The organism is Streptomyces carpinensis, assembly GCF_002154505.1.
GTDB lineage: Bacteria > Actinomycetota > Actinomycetes > Streptomycetales > Streptomycetaceae > Streptomyces > Streptomyces carpinensis.
In genome coordinates, this window is sequence record NZ_MUBM01000102.1 from 1 (window position 1) to 19,692 (window position 19,692).

The following is a 19,692-nucleotide window of genomic DNA, read 5'->3' on the forward strand; positions in this document are numbered from 1 at the left end:
TAGTACTCCAGCTGTAGATCGTGATCTTGCTGGTCGGGGCGGGTACGGAGACGGGTGCGGCCACCGTTGATCATCGTGAGTTGTGTGGACAAACGACGAGACGGTGGCCGCAGGCCACAGCATAGATCCCGTCCGCTGGCGGGAGGCGTTCGAGGCGGCCATGGGCCGGATCGCGGGCCGGTTCGCGCGGGTCGAACCCCGCCTGCGGGCCAAGCGGTTGGTGCTGGGACTGCTGTCGGACCTGCCGCGCAAGAACTGCTGGACCATCGCCGAGTGGGCCGGGGAATCGACCCCGCACGGCATGCAGCACCTGCTGTGCCGGGCCGCCTGGGACGCCGATGCGGTCCGGGACGACGTGCGTGAATACATCGTCGAGCACCTCCACGACGAGGCCGCGGTGCTGGTCGTCGACGAGACCGGTGATTTGAAGAAGGGCACCCACACCGTCGGCGTCCAGCGCCAATACACCGGCACAGCCGGGCGGATCGAGAACTCCCAGGTCGCCGTCTACCTCGTCTACGCCGGCGAGCGCGGGCACGCTGCGGTAGACCGGGAGCTGTACCTCCCGCGCTCCTGGACCTGCGACCCGGAACGCTGCCACGCGGCCGGGCTCGGCGAGGACACCGCCTTCGCGACCAAGCCGGAACTGGCCAAGATGATGATCGAACGGTTCCTGGACGCCGGACACCACGTCGGCTGGGTCACCGGGGACGAGGTCTACGGCGGCAACCCGAACCTACGGGCGGCCCTGGAAAAACGCGGCCTGGGCTATGTGCTCGCGGTGGCCTGCTCGACCGAACTGACCACCGGTGCAGGCACGTTCCACGCCGATGCCCTGGCGCGGAAGGTGCCCAAGCGGGCCTGGCAGAAGCTCTCGGCCGGACGCGGCGCGAAGGGACAGCGGTTCTACGACTGGGCCGTCATCGACCTGGCCGACCCGACGCCGGGCCACCGCCAACTGCTGATCCGCCGCAACCGCACCACCGGGGAACTCGCCTACTACCGCTGCTACTCACCCGAACCGGTTCCACTGACCACCTTGGTGAAGGTCGCCGGATCCAGATGGCGGGTGGAAGAAACCTTCCAGAGCGAAAAGGGTCTGGCCGGCCTCGATGAGCACCAGGTCCGCCGCTACCCCTCCTGGATCCGCTGGGTCACCCTCGTGATGCTCGCCCACGCCTTCCTCGCCGTGATCCGCGCCGAAGAACACGCCCGCCGACCCGCACCCGACGGCCTGGTCCCGCTGTCCTGCAACGAGATCCAGCGCCTGTTCATCACCCTCGTCGTCCAGCCTCTCCACGGCGCGGCCCACCGGCTCGGCTGGTCCGACTGGCGCCGCCGCCATCAGGAGCGATCACGCACCAGCCACTACCGGCGACAAGCCGCATCCCAGACATGAAGATCACGATCTACAGCTGGAGTACTAGCCGTGGAGTCCTGCACCACTGCCCAGCTCGACCTCGCTCGGGCACTGAGGGAGTCGATTCACGCCGCCGCAACGGCGGCCGCGATCCAGGACGCTCTCCCTGCGTCTGCTGTCCAAGTCATCAATGACTGCAGCATTCAGGGTCGGGCCGCGGCTGTCCTGACGCCCGAGGGAAATCGTGAATGGCGACTTAGCTCGGCTTCCTGCGTGGAAGATGCCCTCAGCGTGATCGCCGCCGACGCGATCAGCATCATTGCAGGCGAACGAGACGGAAAATTGGCCTTGTGTGCATCACCAACCTGCCAGGCCGCCTTCTTCGACACCAGCCAAAGTCGCACCCGCAAATGGTGTGAGATGAACACGTGCGGGAATCGTCAGAAGAAAGCGCGCTTCAATGCCAAGCAGCGCAAAAACCCCAGATCAGCAGAGTGATCGTTACCTCGGTACATCCAAGTGGGCCCCACGCCTGCGACGCATCTGTCGCGTTGGGCCCCCCAACGGCACCACTAAGAGCCATCCGTCGCCTTCGATCAACGTCCTCAATCAATACGTATACGTTTACTGTGTCGTCGACGGGTGAAATGAGGTTCTGGATCACTTTCCGTGCCAGAGCCACGGAGCGTCACCGGAACCGCGATCATGAACGGTCGTGGCTGACGATCTCCTCCAAGACCTCTGGCTTCACCGGACCGCCGATGTCGCGGTCAACACCGTGACCACCCACGCTGACCGCGTGACCGTCCACGCCGCCACGACCGGCCCCCTCATGCGGCGAGGAGGACGCGTTTGCGCAGGAGGTCGAAGCCGGCGCGGCCGAACATCTGGCGCTTGATCATCTTGATCTTGTTGTTGTGACCCTCGACGGCTCCGGAGCTGTAGCTCAGGGTCAGGCCGGCGACGACCGCATCGAGGTCCTGCAGGAGACCATTGGCGAAGCTGCGAAGGACCGGGACCTGGTCCTGCTGGACGCGTGTGATCCAGTCCTTGAGCTCTCGTCCGCGGCGGTCGTTCATCAGCTCGGCGAAGGCCCTGACGTGCTCGGCGGTGGTGGCCAGCACCGGGACTCGGGCGAGGACTTCCTTGAGCTGCTGGGCGTCTTCGTCGCGGAGGCGGTCGGGGCGGCGGGTGATCCAGCTGGTCACGTCCCTGACGGAGGGCTTGCGTCGGGGAGGGGCCTGATTGGGGAACGCCTCCCTCAGCCGGCGCACGTAAACACGCACGATCTGCTCCTGGCCCGGATAGCCGCGCTGTCGGATCTCCTCGAACAGGCGCCGGGCGATGGTGTGGCCCTCGGCGAACCGCTGGTGGATGTAGGGCTTGTAGGGGTCGAGGATGCTGCCACGTCCGGTCCAGCGGCCGACCAGCAGTTCGTCCGGGTCCTTCGCGCCGGCCAGTCGGCGGACTGTGTTGCGGGCCAGGCCCAGTCGTCGGCCGATGGCGCGCAGGCTGAACCCGTCCTCCATGAGCCCGTGGACGGCGGCGTGCTGTTCACGGACCCGGTCGGACAGCCGGCCGGTCCGGCGGGGCTCGGAGCTGATGGACGCCAAGGCGACAGCCGAAACCGGCTCGGCCGCAGGGGCCGGTTCGGGTAGCAGTGCACGGTGCTGGAGCACGGTCTTTTCCACCGCGTCGGCGAGGTTCTGCCACAGGTGGAACCGGTCGGCGACGTGGATCGCGTCCGGGGCGCCAAGCCGGACGGCTTCGGCGTAGGAGGCTGACCGGTCGCGGCAGACGACCTTCACCCCTGGGTGGTCGGCAAGCCAGGACCGCACGGTCTCGACTGTACGGTCCGGCAGCAGATCGACTGCGCGGCGGGTCTCGATGTCGACCAGGATCGTGGCGTAGACGTGGCCCTTGCGCAGGGCGAACTCGTCGATGCCCAGCACGCGCGGCACCGCGGGCGCTGGATCTGGCAGGGCGCGTATCAGCCTCAGGAGCGTGGAGCGGCTCACCGGGACCGCGAAGGTCTCAGCCAGGCGAGAGCCGGCCCGGCCGGCCAGGGCCAGGGCGAGCTGCTGGAGTGCGGTCTGCAGGCCCTGGCTCCGCCGTCCGTGGCGGAAGGTCAGCCCCGCCGCCTGCTCGACGAACGTGGCCCGGGGGCAAGCTCGTTCATGGCAGCGGAATCGGCGGACCCGTAACTCGATCACCACCCGGCGCCCACCCGCTGCGCTGTCGTCCAACCGCCGCACGTAGCTGCTGTGCACGCGGGTCGAGGCGGTTCCGCATGACGGACAGCCTGCCTCGTTGCCGGTCGTGGCGGCGTGGACGGTCACGCGGTCAGCGTGGGTGGTCACGGTGTTGACCGCGACATCGGCGGTCCGGTGAAGCCAGAGGTCTTGGAGGAGATCGTCAGCCACGACCGTTCATGATCGCGGTTCCGGTGACGCTCCGTGGCTCTGGCACGGAAAGTGATCCAGAACCCATATTGAGCCGTCGCCGACATACTGATCGGCGTTCATCGGCTCTTCGCAGTCGGGGGTGCTGGCGGGTAGGCGTGGAGGTCTCCAGGATGGAAGTTCGTCTGAAAGCCCGCAATGAACGAAGCCGCCGCAGCATCGACGCTGCGGCGGCCTCGCTCCATCTCAGAGCCGCCGAGACAGTCCGAGAACTGAACACAAGAACTTGACAGGGAGCACGACCGGGTGCCGGGTGGTGCCCGCCGGCACGTCCACCACGAGACCTGGCTCCGCCGTGGCGTACGCGTCGCCCGCCGACGTTCTCGCCCTGCCCGCCCCCGGGCGGCCTCCGGCAGCGGGCCGGCCTTTTGAGTACGGCGACGGACACCGGGGCCGCGAGGGGTTTAGTGATCGCGGACGTCCTTGTGCGGGCTCTGTGCGGGCCGCGCCGGGGGAGTGCGTGCCCGACGTGGTGCAGGTCGGCCTCGGCCTGCAGGATGGGACGAGGGGAGGCGTGCCGGCGCGTGCGGGAGCGGTCGGATGCGGCAACCGGCGGGCTTCCCGGCGACGTGGATGCTGACGCGGCCTGATAGAAACTCGGATCTGATGACTTTCTTCGGCATGCTCGACTCTCACCGGGAAAGCCACGCCGCCGGCCGGGCCGGGTGGCTGCGGGCGGCCGTGCTCGGTGCCAACGACGGCCTGGTGTCCGTTGCCAGCCTGATGGTGGGCCTGGCCGCGAGCGGAGTGAGCACCTCCACTGTCGTCACCGGCGGCCTGGCGGGTCTGTCCGCCGGTGCGATGTCGATGGCCGCCGGCGAGTATGTGTCCGTCAGCTCCCAGGTCGATGTCGAGAATGCCGACCGGGCGAAGGAGGCCCGCGAGCTCGCCGAAGCCCCGGAGGCCGAGCTCGCCGAGCTCACCGCCATCTACGAGGGCCGGGGAGTGCCGCGGGAACTCGCCCGGCGGGTCGCCGAGGCGCTGCACGAGGCCGACCCGCTCAAGGCTCATCTGCGCGACGAGCTGGGCCAGAGCGAGCACACCGCGGCCCATCCCCTCCAGGCCGCCCTCGCCTCCGCCGCAAGCTTCCTCGGCGGCGGAGGCGTGCCGTTCCTCGGGCTGCTCGCCGGGTCGGCCACCGCACGCCTGTGGCTGATCGTCGTGGTCACCCTCTGCGGTCTCGCCCTGGCAGGTGTTCTCGCCGCTCGCGCCGCCGGCACCGCCCTCGTGCGTCCGGCGCTGCGCGTGGTCCTCGGTGGCGGGCTCGCCATGGCCATCACGGCGGCCGTCGGACAACTCGCCCACGTCTCCGGTGTCTGAGCACGCCGCGGCCACCGTGGCGGGACTGCCGCCGGGCGCGGCACCTGCGCCGGTTTCCACTCCCGCTGCGGCGGTGACGTCGAGGACTTGAGGACGGTCGCCGGCGAGGGTGCCAGTCCTGCCCAGCAGCAGCGTGCGGGCCCGGCGGCCGTGGAGTGTTCTTCGAGGGTCGACCCGGCCCCAGGTCGAGTGCGAGTGGCCCATCGGTGCGGAGCAGCCATCGACGGCGAGAGGGCCCGGCGCACACGTCTGAACGCGGCCCCCGTCTATACGCCTGCCAGACGGTGAGGACCGGCCCGATCGAAGCTCGGCGCGCATCGGACACATCGCTGCCATAGGGCCGACGAGCACTCACTCACCGTGCGACGACCGCCGACGCCAGCCGTCACAAGAACATCCCAGAACACCGACCAACTGGATCAGATGCCCTCCAAGGGGGCCTGGTGAAGCGAGAAGCGGGCGCAGGAGATCATGACCTCTCATGTGTCAGGTCGTCGGGCCGTGTGCCCGGGCGCACCGGGTTGAGGGGTTATGGGGTAAGGCCGATGAAACTCTGCTTCTTGGTGGAGGAGCAATACCGTCATGACGGCATGCCCGTCGAGGTGATTCGCCAACTCACCTCCTGGGGACACAGCGTGGACGTTCTGCGCCCCGGCAGCTCGCTGGTGCCCGTGTCCGAGGCGGTACGCAAGGGCAGCCACGACGCGTGGGTGCTCAAGACGGTGTCGGGTGGCCCCGGACTCACACTGCTGGAGGCGGCCGCAGCCGTCGGGCTCACCACCGTCAACGACGCCCGCGCCATCAGAGGTGTCCGGGACAAGGCGCTGGCCGCTGCGATCGGCCGCAGCCACGGGCTGCCCGTTCCGCTGACCTACGCGGTGGCTCGCTGGGAGACTCTGGCCGACATACCGGAGGCGGACTATCCGTTGGTCGTCAAGCCGGCCGACGGCAGTTCGGGGCGCGGCGTACACCTCGTGTCGTCGCCGATCCGGCTGAAGGAGATGGGAGCGAAGCTGGCAGGCGAGGGAGTCCTGATCGCCCAGCCGTACGTGCCCAACTCCGGGGCTGACCTCAAGGTGTACTGCGTCGGTGGCGAGTTGTACGCGACCGAGCGCTGTTCGCCGCTCCACCCGGGCCGCACGATCACCGAACGGCGCATCGAACTCAGCACGGAGGTGGCGCGGATCGCGGCCGAGGTCGGCCAGGTCTACGGGCTCGACCTGTACGGCGTGGACGTGCTCCTGGGTCCTGACGGTCCGGTGGTCGTGGACGTCAACGACTTTCCGAGCTTCCGTCAGGTCCCCGACGCGCCAGCCCGGGTGGCGAGGGCGGTCCTGAAACTGGCACGCGACGGAGGCGCGGCGCCGCCACCGGCCGCCGTCGTGACGTCTGTGCACGCCGCCCGGACTCCGGCACAGATTCCGGCGGCCGTCGGAGAGACCATATGAGGGTTGGTCTCATCACACCGCGGCCCGACCATCCGCTGCTGGCCGCCACGGCCGCTCTTCTGACACCCCGCCACAGGGTCGACTGGATCGACCCTGCTGACGCGACGGGCCCGCGCATTCCCGACACACCGGCCGACGTCTACCTCCTCAAGGCACGTACGGCGCCCGCCCTCGCCCTGGCCAGAGCGCTGGAGGAGCGCGGCGCACCCGTCGTGAACTCCTCCTCTGCCACAGCGTTGTGCCAGGACAGGACCCTCATGGCGGAACTGGCGGTGTCCGCGGGACTGCCGTTCGTGGGCAACAGAACCGTCGCGAAGCTCCAACACCTCGCCACCGAGCCCGAACTCTGTTATCCGCTGGTGGTGAAGAGCCGCCACAGCAGACGTGGTGACCTGGTCGCACGGATCGACGACGCCGGGCGGCTCCATGACCTGTGCGGCCAGTGGGCCGACGAGCCGGTGGTCGTACAGCCCTACACCGCCAACGACGGCTGGGACCGCAAACTCTGGGTGATAGGCCGTCAGGTGTTCGCGGCGCTGCGACGCTCCGAGCTGGCCGGCGACCCCTCTGCCGGGCGTGAGACCGTGTCGCTGCCGCTCCATGAACTCCCTGAGGAATGGCTGGAGATGGCGAGAGGGATCGGCCCGCTGTTCGAGCTCGAGGTGTACGGGGTCGACCTGATCGATGCCGGCGGCAACACACCGCGGATCGTGGACGTCAACGCCTTTCCCGGGGTCCGCGGTCAGGCGGGTGCCCCCGAGGCACTGACGGCACTCGTGCTGCGCACCGCGGAGGAGCAGGGAGGAGGGTGAGCCGGGCCCCGGGGAGCCGGACCGCCGTTCACCGGGTTCCTCCGAGGATGCCCCGGTCTTCAGGCCGGGGAGGAATCGGGCTCCTGCGGAGCAGGGCAGGGATAGCCGGATCGCCGTCAGGGTGATCCGGTGTCCTCCCGGCATGGCGGTGATGTCGCCCGCGGTGATCGAGAATTCTCAACTGTCAGTCCTTCCGGGTAGGTTCGGATGCATGACGACAGAAGCGACCGCGAAGGAGGCCGGGCATGCCCGGTACACCTTCCGTGTGCGCCTGTCGAACACGGCCAGGCGCCGGCTCGAAGCCGAGTGGGATCGCTGCCGCTGGATCTGGAACGAATGCGTGGCCAAGTCCCAGCAGGTCCACGTACAGGGCACAGCGGGTGGCGAGAAGCTGACATGTGGTCCGGCTCAGCTCGACAAGATGCTGACCGAGGCCCGCAGGGTGACGCCCTGGCTCGCTGAGGGCGCGAGCGTGCCTCAGCAGCAGGTGATACGCGACTTCGCCACGTGTCGCGCGAAGGCCTTGAAGGACATCAAGGACCGGCTTCCGATGCACCGCCGGGCCGGGATGCCCAGGTGGAAGAGGAAGCGGGAGGCGCGGCCGAGCCTGAACTACACCCGGCGCGGTTTCCGGCTTGATGCCGGACGGCTGCACCTGGCAGCCGGGATCGTCCTGAGGGTGGTGTGGTCGCGCGAGCTGCCCGCGGACCCGTCCAGTGTGCGCGTGTACCAGGACAGCCTCGGCCACTGGCATGCGTCCTTCGTCGTCCCGGCTCAGGTCGAGCCGCTTTCTGGGACCGGCCGCGTCCTGGGCGTGGACTGGGGGGTGAAGGAGACCGCCACCACCACGGACGATGCCTACGACCTTGCGCATGGCGAGCACGGCAAGCGGGCCGCGCAGAGGCTCGCGAAGTACCAGCGGATGATGGCCCGGCGGCGGCGTCCGAAGGGACAGCCCGCATCCGCCGGCTATCGGCAGGCGCAAACCCAGGCAGCGAAGCTGCACAAGAAGGTGGCCCGGCAGCGGGAGGACACCGCCCGCAAGTGGGCCAAGCGGGTGATGCGCGGCCACGACGGGGTTGCGGTGGAGGACTTTAGGCCGAAATTCCTCGCGAAGACCACCATGGCCCGCAAGGCGGCCGATGCCGCTATCGCCGCGACGAAGCGTGCCCTGGTCGAGATGGGCCGCAAACACGCGCGAGACGTCCGTCTCGTGCACCCGGCGCACACCACGATGGACTGTGCGCAGTGCGGAGCGAGAACCAAGCACGCACTACCTCTCTCGATGAGAACGTATACCTGCACCGTGTGTGGAGCGGTGTCCCCCAGGGACAAGAACTCCGCCCGCGTGATGCTGGTCCGGGCAGGTTGGAACCCGGACGGTGCTGAGGGCGTAAGACCGCCGGGGCCGCCGGCCCAGGCGGCAGCCTGAGCCGTAAATCCCCGCTCAGCCCTGGAGGGTGGAGAATCCCCTCCCCTCAGGGAGGGGAGCCTTCAAGTGAGTCGCCCATTCGCCTTCAATCGCCTCGGACCACGAAAACCAGGTCAGCGCCGTAACTCTGCCGTTTCCGCGCCGGATCCCGACTGACGCCGCTGTCGCCCACCTCGGCGAGTGGTCCGGATGGCTGTTACTCACTTTCGGGTGCCGGACGGACGGTGGGACGAGGGCGGGGGAGCCGTGCTCGTGGCGATGGTGCTGCCTGACGGGCAACCAAAATGCGGATCTGAGCACATAAATGGAACATACAGGCAAGAGTCACAGAATTATGAGCGATCTGTAACGCAGCTCGTCCATTGCCCGTATTCGCCGTGGCTGCGGGAAAGGTGTGGTGCGGCGGCCGACCGGCTGCCACCGCACATTGCGCAAGCCCGGCTCACGGCCTGCGGCCGCGGGAGGTTGTGTCCACACCTTGCAGGGAGAGCCCGTGTCTGTATCCGCTTCCGTGCCCGCCCGCCGTCTGGCCGCTGCCGCGCTCGCGGCTGCTGCTCTGGTAGGAGCGGTGGCCCTGCTGGCGTCCGCCGCCGACCACGGCATCTACCGCAAGCGTGTGCAGATCACCGAGCCCCGCTACGACTTCCCGGGCCGGGAGGACAGAAGCCTGCAAGGCCTCGCACTCGGCCGCATCCCCACCGGCATCGGCGGCGACACCGACCTGTTCGAGGACCGCTGCCAGTACGCATGGAAACACCGCCACCGACACCGCCACCTTGCACAACGGCCGCGACCGCATCATCGACACGTACCGCGCTGGCCACCGTCCGGCGACGGGCGCCACGGCGGAGGGTGAGCACCACCGCTGACCGCCCGGAGGGCGTGCCGGTGAACGCTGAACGCGGCCACCGGCACGAAGCGGCGAGGCGCCCACGAGCCGGGTCCCCGGTCAGGGTGGACCACCGGGCGAACGCCGACCACTGGGATCGGCCGATGGTCACGGACCAGGCGACGAGCCCTCACCGGCGGACGCCTGCCGCCTCCATGGCGACCGACGCGAGGACCGGGCAGCAGCGGACTGGCCCTGGTACCGCTCACCGCAACGGGCCGAAGAAGTGCCTGCCGGCAGGCGGCGAACCGATCCACCCGCCGCGCCGGAAGGCCGAGGCCCGTGGAGGCCGAAGACCGTGACCAGGAAGCACACACGGAACGGAGCAAGATCATGCACACCTTCACCGCAGTAGCCGATCGAACCTGGGATCGAGCCCCGGCGTATGACTCCCCGCTACCGCCGCCCAATCCCGCAGACCGCATCGCCTGCCTCCTCGATCCGCGTGACCTGCGGCGCCTGGACCTGTACGCGGCACTGACCGCGGCCGGCATCGCCCCCTTTCCCGGAGACCGGGAGGCGATCGTAGAGCTCAGCACATTGTCCGACCGCGTGCACGAAGCCCTGCACCGCTGGCTCAGCTCCGGCAGGTGACGCGCGGAACGCCGGCACGGCGTGATCCTCGCCGCTCCCTGTGACCATCCCACGGCGTTGTCCGGTGCGTTGTCCGGCGTCGATCGTCGGCGGCACAATGCCCGCACGCAGGACGAGGGGGCGGCGTGGATCGAAATGTCGCGAGGGCGTGGTGGGCGGGACTCGCTGCCTGCCTGGTCATCGCCGTGCTGGCGTCGGCCGTTCTCTCACTTCTGATCTCGGTTTTTCTCTTCGGACTGCCTCACGGCTGGCAGACAGCGACATCGTGGGCTGACAACCGGCTCCGTTTTTCATGGATCGCCGGCGTCCTCGTCCCGGCCACCGTCGGCACGTACCTCATGGTCCTCCTCTGTCGCCGCGGCAGGACCCGAACGCGTCGTGGCGACCGGTCTCGGCCCTCCAAACGGGGCGGCAGCCATCGCTGATCCTGCCGGCCGTCAGGGCCGTCACGACGTCGGCGACCCCTGCGCGGGCGCTCCAGCCGGCGTGCGGCGCAGAGCGACGTGTCCGGAGCACGGCAGCCTGATCGGCGCGGCCGGCCCCGGCGCCGCCCGGACCTGCTGCCGGCCGACCGCGGCTACGACCACGACAAGTACCGCCATCCGGTGCGGGATCTCGGCGTGAAGCCGCTCATCGCCCGCCGGGGCACTGGACACGCCTCTGGGCGGGGCACCGAACGCCGGGCCCTGGAGCGCGCGTTCGCCCATCTGGACTTGTTCCGACGCCTGCTGCACTGGTTCCGACGTCTGGGGATCCGCTGGGAGATCCGCGACGACCTCCATGAGGCCTTCCTCGTCCTCGGATGTGCCCTCATCCGCCGGTGACGCCTGAACGTACCCCGCCCTGTCCCGGCCGAGGGGGCTGGTGCAGGATCTCGAGGTCGGACCCGGCTTCAGGGAGGCACCCCATCACCATCGTCACGCATGAGAACTCGATCGGCCAGGGCCCCGGCAACTACCAGTTCCCCGCCGGCCTTTCGGACCGGCGGGGCGGCTGGCGCGAGCACCTTCGGATCTGCCGGCTCGCGCCCGACCGTTCGAGGTGGCCTGCCTGAAGCCGCCGCGGGCTCGGCCCTGACTGCCATGATGCGTGACCATCACCGAGGAGCACACCCGTGACAGACCCGACGTCCTTCCTGCTCCAACGCCTGCACGTGGCCGGCCTGACCGACGTCGTCGCGGTCGAACCGGCCGCTGGAGGCCTCGCCGCGACTGCGGGGCTCGCGCGCCGCGGTGACGGCACGTCGGTGTTCGTCAAGGCGTTCGGCGAGCCGCCGTCGGGCGACGCCTTCGCCGCGGAGGCCGAAGGGCTCACCGTGCTGCGCGAGGCGGGCGGCGTGGCCACGCCCGAGATCATATTCGCGGACCGCGACCTGCTCGTGCTGTCCGTGCTGCGGCCCCGGTCGGGCACCGGCGCCTTCTGGGAGCAGCTCGCGCATGCGCTCGCCCACCTGCACACCACCACGCGGTACCCACGATTCGGGTGGCACCGGGACAACTGGCTGGGCCGCCGTCGGCAGGTCAACACCTGGGACGACGACGGGTTCGAGTTCTTCGCGCAGCACCGTCTGCTGCGCTGGCTGGGCGAGCCTCGCGTCGAGGAGGCGCTGGACGCCGCGGACCGGGCGGCGCTGGAGCGGCTGTGCGACCGGCTGCCCGAGCTGCTGCCGGTCAGGCCCGCGTGCCTGACGCACGGCGACCTGTGGGCGCTGAACGTCATGGCCACCCCCGACGGGCGGCCCGCGCTGATCGACCCGGCCGTGTCGTATACGTGGGCCGAGGTCGACCTGGCCCACCTGTGGACGACGGCGCCGCCCCCCGAGGCACACGTGTTCTTCGAGTTGTACGCCGAGCTGACCGGGCTCGACCGCGACTGGCGCGAACGCATGCCGATCCTCCAGCTACGCCAGCACCTGGCCGTGATCGCCCAGTTCGACCCCGACTGGGGCGCCGCCGACCTCGTCCGCGCCACGCTCGCGCCGTTCCGCCGGCGGCCCTGAGCCCAGCTGGGTCGAAGGCTCATCTCGATACGAGTCCCAACCAGACCATCGCACAGGAGTGCGGAAGTGCACCGGAACGAGCGTCAATTACAAGTTGACGATGAATGATCGTCAATTTAAAATTGACGCATGAGTCCACTCGACATCAGCCTCGCCGACCTGATCGCCCGGCTCGACGAGGAACTCCCCGACGCCAGCGAACTGGCCCGCATCAGCGAGGCGCGACTTCGCGCCCAGACACTGTCCGACCTCGGTGACCAGCTCATCGACCACTACGTCAGCAAGGCCAAGCAGACCGGCGCGTCATGGACCGAGATCGGTGACGCCATCGGAGTGTCCAAACAGGCCGCCCAGCAACGCCACGCGCCTGCCGCGTTCGAGCGGTTCACCGACCTGAACCGGCACAGCATCGTGCTGGCGCAGGAGGCCGCCCGAACGCACAAGCACGACTCCATCGGCACCGAACACATGCTCCTCGGCCTGCTCGGCGAACCGCGGGGCCTGGCGTACGAGGTGCTGGTGGCGAAAGCCGAGTCGGAGCAACGCATCCGCGACGCGATCGAGGAAGCGATGCCGCCGGCCGGGGAGAAGGCGCTGCGGGGTCACATCGCGTTCCGGCCGGAGAGCAAGGAGGCCATCGAGCAGGCACGCCGCGTGTCGGCCGACCTCGGCCACGACTGGGTCGGCACGGAGCACACGCTGCTCGGTCTGATCCGGGCCGAGGAGAGCCCGGCCGCGCAGATCCTGCGCGGCCTCGGCTTCACGTCGGAAGAGCTGCACGAGACGGTCAAGACCGAGATCGCCAAACGGCTCGCCGTGCCTGACGGGCAGTAACAAAAGATCAGTCGCCAAGACTTTGCAGTGCTGGTGGGGGAGGGGCGGCCGATACGTCGACTCATTCGTGCTTCGGTTCGGATGAATCCCGCACGTTGTGAGGATGCCGTGGGCGACCGAACGGCGACCTGTCGCCGCGTCCCCGCTCTGCCTACCCTCCCGTATCCATGACAACAGAACACCAGGGAACAACCCGCAGACGGTTCCTGACGGGTGCCGGCGGCGCGGTGGGCGCCCTCGCTTTACGGCCGGGCGCCGCCGCTGCCGCAGCCTCCACCGGTAAGTACGTCGCCGTCCTCGGCGGCGGCGTCTCCGGACTCAGCGCCGCCCAGGAACTCGCCGAACGCGGCTACACCGTCACCGTCTACGAGTACTACGACGTCCTCGGCGGCAAGGCCCGCTCGATGGACGTCCCCCACACCGGCACGGGCGGCCGCAGGCCCCTGCCCGGCGAACACGGCTTCCGCTTCTTCCCGGGCTTCTACCGGAACCTGCCGGACACCATGCGCCGCATCCCCTTCCCCGGTAACGCCAACGGCGTCCACGACAACCTCCGCAGCGGCACCGAGGCGCTCTTCGCCCGCGAGGCGGGCCGCCCGGACCTCCACTTCCCCCTCAGGCGGGTCACCACCCCGCCCGCGCCCGGCGACATCACCCCGTCCTGGATCCGCGACCAGATCCTCTCCGTTCTCGACCTGGGCAGCCGGCTGCCCGCGAACGAGGCCGCCTACTTCGCCGACCGCGTCCTCGTCCACCTCACCAGCTGCGACGCGCGCCGCGAGGACCAGTGGGAGAAGACCTCCTGGTGGGAGTTCATCCGCGCCGAGCGGATGAGCGAGGAGTACCGCACGCTCCTCGGCATCGGGCAGACCCGCAACCTCGTCGCCACCCGCGCCCAGATCGCCTCCACCCGCACCGTCGGCCGCGTCATCATCGAGGCGCTGCTGCTGTGGGGCCTGCTCGGCCGCGGCATGGACGGCGACGCGGACATCGACCGGGTGCTCAACGCACCCACGAGCGAGGCGTGGATCGACCCCTGGTCCGCACACCTGCGCTCGCTGGGCGTCCGGTTCGTGCTCGGCGCGCAAGTGCGGGAGGTGCTGTACGCGGGCGGGCGCGTCACCGGCGTGAGGGTCTCCGCCCGTGACGGGAGCGACGAACGCACCGTCACCGCCGACCACTACGTCTGCGCCATGCCCGTCGAGCACGCCCGGCGCACCTGGGGCGCCGCCCTGCGCGCGGCCGACCCGCAACTCGCCCGGTGCGACGCGTTGCAGACGGACTGGATGACCGGTGTGCAGTTCTACCTCGGCACGCCGACCCCCGTCGTCCACGGGCACATCAACTGCCTCGACTCACCCTGGTCGGTGACGGCCATCGGGCAGGCGCAGTTCTGGGACGTACGCAACTTCTCGAAGGACTACGGCGACGGACGCGCCCACGACTGCCTGTCCGCGATCGTCTCGGAGTGGGACCAGCCGGGGATCCTGTACGGCAAGACGGCCCGGGAGTGCACGCGTGAGGAGATCGTCGAGGAGTGCTGGGCGCAACTGAAGGACGCCCTGAACGACTCCGGCAAGACGACGCTCACGGACACCGACCGGCTCGGCTGGTTCATGGACCCGGCCGTGACAGGGCTCGGCGGCCCCGATCCGCAGAACCGCGAGCCGCTCCTGATCCACCCCACGGGCACGCTCTACAACCGCCCGTCGGCGAAGACCGCCGTACCGAACCTCTTCCTCGCCGGCGACTACGTCCGCACCGACGTGGACCTGGCGACGATGGAAGGCGCCAACGAGTCGGCGCGGCGGGCCGTCAACGCGCTGCTGGACCAGGACGGCTCAAACGCCGAACGGTGCCGGATCTGGGAGCTGTACCGCCCCCAGGAGCTGGAGCCCCTCAAACGCATCGACGAGGTGCGCTACCGGCTCGGCCTGCCCAACACCTTCGACCTGGGGTGAGGAGGAGGGCCGCTGCCGCCGAACGGCAGCGGCCCAGCCGGCGGCACACCCGAGCCGCTGACGACCGAGTGCGACGACCGGGCCCGCCGACGTTCCGGGCGTCACATCAAGGCCGCCTCCTTCCCCAAGGGACAGGAGCCTGCGCGCGTTCGACTTCGACGCCGACCTCGACCTCGCCACCGTCGACACCCGCGCCGTCTGCCGACGGATCGGGAAGGGAGAGCCGCTCTGCCGGATCGGCGACTCCGGCACCGGCACGTCACCTGCCGATTGCCCTGGGCACCGAGGCCGCGATGCACGGCTGCCGCGATGCACGGCGTCCGCTATGGACGCAGTTCCAAGGTGATGTCCGGGGACAGCGCGCGGAGGAACTCGGGCGCGTCGAAGATTTCTCCCGCGGAGGCGACACCGACCGCGTTGGTCCGTCCTGTGAGGACGCGGTCGACCGCTTCCACCACGAGTGGCGCGGTGACGGCGTAGATGTCCCGGCCGCGGGCCACGGCGCGGCGTTCGGCGTCGCCGGAGCGCACGACGACGTCTACGAGGAAGGTTTGAGCGGACCGGCCGCGCTCGTCGACCGCGGTCGGCGTCGGGGTGTCCGGGGCCGCGATGTCCCGGGCCGCCTGGACCGTCATGTAGGTGCGCACTTCGGGGATGGACAGGTGGCTGGGTACGGTCACGACGTCGGCCATGGTGAACTCCCCGATGACGGGCCGGGGACCTATCGGGTCGGGGAAGGGCCACTGAAGGGTCGGCGGGGCGTCGTGACGGTGCTCCAAGCGCCCGTTGCTGTAGACGATGCGCCGGCCGTCTCGCCGCTGCCGGGAGACCGCGCCCGCCGCGCGCGTCCCGGCGGTGGGGTGCCAGTCGCTCAGTCCGTACGCGATGTGCGCCTCGTCGGCCCCCGTCCAGTCGCCCATCGCGGCGGTGACCAGCAGGTCGCCGAAGCCGCCGAAGAACGCCATCGCCGGGACGATCACCGCTCCCGCGTCCCGTGCCCGGTCGGCGAAGTGCGCGAACGTATCGACGTTGGCCTCGATCTCGGCCGCCACGTCCAGATACGGAATCCCGGCCCGCAGGGCCGCCTCGATCACGGGGGCGGCCGTCGTGGCGAAGGGCCCGGCACAGTTGATCACGGCCGCCGAGCCTTCCAGCGCGCGGTCGAGCGAGGCCGGGTCGTCGACCGACGCGGGGCGGGCCTCCAGCTCGGTTCCGTACGCCAGCGCCTTCAGCCTGTCGGCAGCGCGGCCCGAGAGAACCGGCCGAAACCCACGCTCCCTCAGCTCCGCCACCACGAACCGCCCGGTGTGCCCGTACGCGCCGAACACCGCCACCGTCTGGCCCGATCCCATGAGTTCTTCCCCCGCACTGTGGTGATCCGCTGCGATCTGTCACGGGCATCCTGGCGAAGGCCGCCCCCTCACCGCGACTGTCTGGAACGCCGTGCCCCATACAATTCCGGACATGACTGCTGTCGCGCTGGCCGTCACCGACGGCATGCTGCATTTCGAGCTGGCCCTGGCGTGCGAGGTCTTCGGAGCCGACCCGGCCGGCGTGGCAGAGCCCTGGTACCAGCTCTCGGTCTGCGGACCGGAAAGCGCGCGGGCCGGCCGCTTCCGGCTGGAGCCCGACCACGGACTCGACCACCTGCCGATGGCCGACACCGTGATCGTCCCCGGCTGGGCCGACATCGACCAGGACCCGCCGGCCGAGCTGATCGACGCGGTGCGCGCGGCCCACGAGGCGGGCGCACGCGTGGCCTCCCTGTGCACGGGCGCCTTCGTGCTGGCCGCCGCCGGTCTGCTGGACGGCAAGCGTGCGACCACGCACTGGGCGCACACCCAGGAGCTGGCCGGGCGCCACCCCCGGGTGACGGTGGACCCGGACGTCCTGTACGTGGACAACGGCAGCGTGCTCACCTCCGCCGGCAAGGCCGCCGCCATGGACCTGTGCCTGCACCTCGTCCGCCTCGACCACGGCTCGTCCGTCGCCAACACGCTCGCACGCCGCCTGGTCGTTCCACCCCACCGGGACGGTGGCCAGGCCCAGTTCGTGACCACCCCGGTCCCCGCCCCGGGCAACCACCCGCTCGCCGAACTCCTCCCCTGGGCGATCCAACGGCTGGACCATCCGCTCACCGTGGAGGACCTCGCGCGCCAGGCACGGATGAGCTCGCGCAACCTGGGCCGCCACTTCAGATCAGTGACCGGCACCACCCCCTTGCAATGGCTCCTCACCCAACGGATCCGCCACGCCCAGGAGTTGCTGGAGACCACCGACGACACCGTCGACACCATCGCGGCGGCCACCGGTATGGGCACGGCCACAACACTGCGCCGACACTTCCAACGGACGGTCGGGGTGCCGCCGGACACCTACCGCCGCACCTTCCGCTCGCGAACCCGCCCCGGCTCGAACGACGGGCAACATCGCGAGCCCGAGCCGTAAGGAGCAGAAAGGGAGAGGAAACACCCGAAGCCGCTCACGCAACGCAGCCCGGCACCGGTCCTCGCACCCAGTGCCGGGCATGTCCTGGCGAAAAACCGGTGCCGGCGCGCTCAGCTCGCCAGACCGGCGCTCACTCGTCGACGGAAGCGCCTGTGTCAGGACCCCTGAGCGACCCCGCCGGGCCCATGGCCCTTGCCCGGAGGGCCTACGCGGATCGTGCGGAAATAGTCGTAGGACACATGGGCGGTGCGGACCGGGTCGGGCTGCTGGTCCCTCTCGATGATGTAGTGGTGGTGAGGCAGCTGCCGCAGGTTGGCGAAGATCCCCGCGAAGTCGATCTCACCCTCTCCCAGGTCCGTCTCGACGTTGTTCCACGGCGCGCCGTCCTTCACGTGGAGCATCGGGAACCGCTTCTCGTACGACCTGAGGTAGGGGGCCGGGTCCGCACCCGCCCGCAGGATCCAGTAGAGGTCCATCTCGAACCAGACCAGATCCGGGTCGGTCTCCTCCAGCCACACGTCGAAGAGGGTCTGCCCGGTCTGCGGATCCGCATGGAACTCGTTGTCGTGCAGGTGGGCATACCAGCGCAGCCCCCGGGCCCGGGCGGCCTCGCCCCACTGGTTCATCTCCCGCGCCATCGCACGGTAGCCCTGGGCGGTCTGGGCGCCGTCCATGTAGGAGACGCCGACATACTCCTGCCCGAGCGCCACCGCGTTGTCGAAGGTCTGCTGCGCCCGGGCACCCCGGAAGTCACCCGGGTTGTGGTGACTGCCGATCACCCGCAGCCCGTTCGCGTCCGCGATCCTGCGGAACTGCTCGGCGCTGCGCCCGCCGTAGGTGTAGGCAGGCTCGATCTCGGCGTAACCCGCGTCGGCGATCATCGCGAGGGTGCCCTCGGGATCGACGGCGAGCATGTCGCGCACCGAGTAGAGCTGGAAACCGATCCGTCCGGCCGGAACCCGTCTGCCCGCGCCGTCGGGCGCCGGGGCTGCCAGCGCAGGCCAGGCCTGCGATCCGGCCGCCAGAACGGCGGCGGAGACCGCTGCTCCACGGAGGAATTGACGGCGACCGTGCGACTTTCCTTGAGCGGAGTTCATCTTTGTCCCTCTCTCAGCGAAAGTTGAGAGGATGCTATGAACACATCAACCGCTCGCACAAGGTCTTCGACACCGCCCGCTCCTAAGTCGCCGACTCCTCTGATCGCGCAGCTGCCTGCGGAGCCTGAGCGACCACCACATCCCGGCCCGCCTCACGCTCCTCGAAACCGGGGGCGCCGGACCCGGGAGTCCCGGAAACCTCTGTCAGGACCTGCTGCTCTGTAAGATGAGGCCGCCGTCCGGGAGCGAGTGCGCATGCCTGCCTGTTCGGGAAACGGTCGAGCCTCCCCGAGGGGATATCGCAGGATCCGTACGTCACATCTCGTGCAGCAGGGCGGGCAGCTTGCGCATGTCGTGGAAGACGACGGTGCCGGGACCTTCCAGGTGCTCGGCCGGGGTGAGCCCGCCCGCGTAGCCGAGGGCGCGCATGCCGGCGGCGCGGGCGGCATGGACCCCGGGGCGGCTGTCCTCGACGACCACACACGCCGCCGGAGCCACCCCCATCCGCTCGGCGGCGTACAGGAACAAGTCGGGAGCGGGCTTGCCGCGCGCCACTTCCGTGGAGCTGTGAATACGGCCCTCGAAACGCTCGTACAGGCCGGTACGGCCCAGGGTGTGGCGCATCTTCTCGTGGGAGCCGCTGGAGGCCACACAGGTCGGCAGAGTGATCTCGTCCAGCGCTTCGGGCAGCCCCTCGACCGGAACCAGACCGGCATCCACGGCCTCACGGTGCAGCAGCTCGAACCGCTCCGCCCAGACCGTGGCCGTCTCCTGACCGAGCCGTTCGGCGACCTGCTCGCGGATGGCGGCGTGCGAGCGCCCGATGAACCGGGCGACGACCTCTTCTTCGGTGAGCCGCCAGCCCAGTTCGGCGCCGAGGGCCACCTGGACCTGGACGGCGATGCGCTCGCTGTCGACCAGAACCCCGTCGCAGTCGAATATCACCAGTTCAATCGGCTTGATCATCCGAGCAGCATAGAAGGATCCCTGGGCAGTCCGACGAAGGAACTGAGGTTCCGGCTTGCTGCGGAACGCG

Annotated in this window: 16 protein-coding genes and 2 pseudogenes; 14 read left to right on the forward strand and 4 right to left on the reverse strand. The window is 69.6% G+C overall.

All coding sequences use genetic code 11. The annotated features are described in order from the left end of the window. The first annotated feature begins 160 nt into the window (after window positions 1-160). Together BZY54_RS15295 and BZY54_RS15300 are read left to right on the forward strand one after the other, a co-directional pair. On the forward strand, window positions 161-1,399 hold the full coding sequence (locus BZY54_RS15295) for an IS701 family transposase (protein ID WP_086725783.1): 1,239 nt from the start codon (window positions 161-163) through the stop codon (window positions 1,397-1,399). A 24-nt stretch (window positions 1,400-1,423) separates the two neighbouring features. Continuing rightward, window positions 1,424-1,858 (forward strand): annotated as a pseudogene (locus BZY54_RS15300) (CGNR zinc finger domain-containing protein); the annotation flags it as partial. 332 nt (window positions 1,859-2,190) lie between these two features. On the opposite strand, the gene BZY54_RS15305 reads toward BZY54_RS15300, so the two are convergent. Then, on the reverse strand, window positions 2,191-3,783 hold the full coding sequence (locus BZY54_RS15305; RefSeq protein WP_107419723.1) for an ISL3 family transposase: 1,593 nt from the start codon (window positions 3,781-3,783) through the stop codon (window positions 2,191-2,193). A gap of 645 nt (window positions 3,784-4,428) precedes the next feature. Between BZY54_RS15305 and BZY54_RS15310 the strand changes: the two genes are divergently transcribed. The 11 genes and pseudogenes from BZY54_RS15310 to BZY54_RS53225 form a co-directional block, all read left to right on the forward strand. Beyond that, window positions 4,429-5,142, forward strand: a complete 714-nt coding sequence (locus BZY54_RS15310; RefSeq protein ID WP_086725745.1) for a VIT1/CCC1 transporter family protein — start codon at window positions 4,429-4,431, stop codon at window positions 5,140-5,142. Between the two features lie 545 nt (window positions 5,143-5,687). After that, entirely contained in the window at window positions 5,688-6,590 is a 903-nt protein-coding gene (locus BZY54_RS15315; RefSeq protein ID WP_086725746.1) for an ATP-grasp domain-containing protein, read from the forward strand. Beyond that, window positions 6,587-7,402, forward strand: a complete 816-nt coding sequence (locus tag BZY54_RS15320) for an ATP-grasp domain-containing protein (RefSeq protein WP_086725747.1) — start codon at window positions 6,587-6,589, stop codon at window positions 7,400-7,402. The genes BZY54_RS15315 and BZY54_RS15320 overlap by 4 nt, the downstream gene beginning before the upstream one ends. A 211-nt stretch (window positions 7,403-7,613) precedes the next feature. Next, a complete protein-coding gene (locus BZY54_RS15325) occupies window positions 7,614-8,834 on the forward strand; it encodes an RNA-guided endonuclease InsQ/TnpB family protein (RefSeq protein ID WP_086725785.1) in 1,221 nt (406 codons plus the stop codon). Window positions 8,835-9,327: 493 nt separating this feature from the next. Continuing rightward, window positions 9,328-9,690, forward strand: a complete 363-nt coding sequence (locus BZY54_RS15330) for a hypothetical protein (RefSeq protein WP_208640660.1) — start codon at window positions 9,328-9,330, stop codon at window positions 9,688-9,690. A 366-nt stretch (window positions 9,691-10,056) separates the two neighbouring features. Further along, window positions 10,057-10,317 (forward strand): hypothetical protein, encoded by a 261-nt coding sequence (locus BZY54_RS15335; protein WP_208640661.1) that lies wholly within the window; start codon window positions 10,057-10,059, stop codon window positions 10,315-10,317. Between the two features lie 503 nt (window positions 10,318-10,820). Continuing rightward, window positions 10,821-11,141 carry a hypothetical protein gene (locus BZY54_RS15340; RefSeq protein ID WP_208640662.1) on the forward strand — a complete coding sequence of 107 codons (321 nt, stop codon included), beginning with the start codon at window positions 10,821-10,823 and terminating at the stop codon, window positions 11,139-11,141. Between the two features lie 290 nt (window positions 11,142-11,431). Then, on the forward strand, window positions 11,432-12,316 hold the full coding sequence (locus tag BZY54_RS15345) for a fructosamine kinase family protein (protein WP_086725748.1): 885 nt from the start codon (window positions 11,432-11,434) through the stop codon (window positions 12,314-12,316). A 129-nt stretch (window positions 12,317-12,445) separates the two neighbouring features. Beyond that, complete coding sequence (locus BZY54_RS15350) at window positions 12,446-13,150, forward strand: Clp protease N-terminal domain-containing protein (protein ID WP_086725749.1); 705 nt, start codon at window positions 12,446-12,448, stop codon at window positions 13,148-13,150. Window positions 13,151-13,317: 167 nt separating this feature from the next. Beyond that, entirely contained in the window at window positions 13,318-15,111 is a 1,794-nt protein-coding gene (locus BZY54_RS15355; protein ID WP_086725750.1) for a hydroxysqualene dehydroxylase, read from the forward strand. Between the two features lie 39 nt (window positions 15,112-15,150). Next, window positions 15,151-15,419, forward strand: a pseudogene (locus BZY54_RS53225) (ATP-binding protein); the annotation flags it as partial. A gap of 15 nt (window positions 15,420-15,434) precedes the next feature. On the opposite strand, the gene BZY54_RS15365 reads toward BZY54_RS53225, so the two are convergent. After that, a complete protein-coding gene (locus BZY54_RS15365) occupies window positions 15,435-16,463 on the reverse strand; it encodes a saccharopine dehydrogenase family protein (protein ID WP_086725751.1) in 1,029 nt (342 codons plus the stop codon). 112 nt (window positions 16,464-16,575) lie between these two features. Between BZY54_RS15365 and BZY54_RS15370 the strand changes: the two genes are divergently transcribed. After that, the gene (locus BZY54_RS15370; protein WP_086725752.1) at window positions 16,576-17,559 is read left to right on the forward strand and encodes a helix-turn-helix domain-containing protein; all 984 of its coding nucleotides are present in this window, start codon (window positions 16,576-16,578) and stop codon (window positions 17,557-17,559) included. A gap of 155 nt (window positions 17,560-17,714) precedes the next feature. Here BZY54_RS15370 and BZY54_RS15375 read toward each other — a convergent pair whose 3' ends face one another. Further along, entirely contained in the window at window positions 17,715-18,656 is a 942-nt protein-coding gene (locus tag BZY54_RS15375) for a sugar phosphate isomerase/epimerase family protein (RefSeq protein ID WP_086725753.1), read from the reverse strand. Window positions 18,657-18,971: 315 nt separating this feature from the next. After that, window positions 18,972-19,622 (reverse strand): HAD family hydrolase, encoded by a 651-nt coding sequence (locus BZY54_RS15380; protein ID WP_086725754.1) that lies wholly within the window; start codon window positions 19,620-19,622, stop codon window positions 18,972-18,974. Between the last annotated feature and the right edge of the window lie 70 nt (window positions 19,623-19,692).